The sequence below is a fragment of the Polaribacter sp. PL03 genome, from assembly GCF_033875165.1.
Lineage (GTDB): Bacteria > Bacteroidota > Bacteroidia > Flavobacteriales > Flavobacteriaceae > Polaribacter.
This window is the reverse complement of the sequence record NZ_JAWZSV010000033.1, coordinates 1-1,244: the sequence shown is the minus strand read 5'-3', so window position 1 is coordinate 1,244 and position 1,244 is coordinate 1. Positions and strand designations below refer to the sequence as shown.

The window sequence follows — 1,244 nt, the reverse complement described above, 5'->3', positions numbered from 1 at the left end:
CAACTGTAAATGACGGTTTAGGTAATGGTGATAAAGTAACAAATATTACAAATCTTGAAACAGCATATGGAGATGAAGATGCTAACTTTAATCCTGGTATAGGAGATTTAGATTATAGAGATCTTAAAGATAGTGATGATGATGGTATTGCAGATTCTATTGATTTAGATGATGATAATGATGGTATTGCAGATACAACTGAAAACAACGGTAATGATGCTGATGGTGATGAAGATGGTGATGGAATTCCTAATTATTTAGATACTACAGACAATGGTAATACAGGAGATTCAAGTACAACTGATTATACCGATTCAAATGCAGATGGTATTCCAGATGTATACGATAATGATGGTGACGGTGTACCAAATCATTTAGACTTAGATTCAGATAATGATGGTATTCCTGATTTAGTAGAAGCTGGTGGAGAAGATACTGATGGAAACGGTAAAATTGATGATATCAATCCTGATGGAACTTTAATAAATGATACTGATAATGATGGTTTAGATGATCGTTACGATTCAGATAATGGAGGAAACAATATTGCAAATCCAGATACTGATGGAGATGGTATTCCAGACAGTCAAGATTTAGATTCAGATAATGATGGTATTGCAGATGTTGTTGAAGCTGGTGGAACTGATGTTAATGGTGATGGTAAAGCAGATAACTTTGTAGACACAGACAATGATGGTCTAAATGATTTAGTAGATGGAGACGTTGGACAAGATGGTACTTCAGAAAACACAGCAAATGCTTTAATTGTTACCGGCGAAGACACTGATAATGATGGAAAACCAAATTCTTACCCTAACGGAGATACAGATAATGATGGTATTCCTAATCACTTAGATTTAGATGCTGATAACGATGGTATCGCAGATGTTGTAGAAGCTGGTGGAACTGATGTTAACGGAGATGGTAAAGCAGATAACTTTGTAGATGCTGATAACGACGGTTTTAATGATGTTGTTGATGGTGATCCTACAAATGCTTTAGCTAACGGAACGGATACTGCAGGAACAAATACTACAAACGTATTAATAGTTACTGGTGCAGATACTAATAATGATGGAAAACCTAACTCTTACCCTACTGGAGATACTGATAAAGATGGTGTTTTAAATCATTTAGATTTAGATGCAGATAACGATGGTATCGCAGATGTTGTAGAAGCTGGTGGAACTGATGTTAATGGTGATGGTAAAGCAGATAACTTTGTAGATGCTGATAACGACGGT

1 pseudogene is annotated in these 1,244 nt (G+C 35.7%); it reads left to right on the top strand.

Features of this window, described 5'->3' with window-relative positions:
* A pseudogene (locus SHK09_RS15385) lies at window positions 1-1,244 on the top strand (hypothetical protein); the annotation flags it as partial.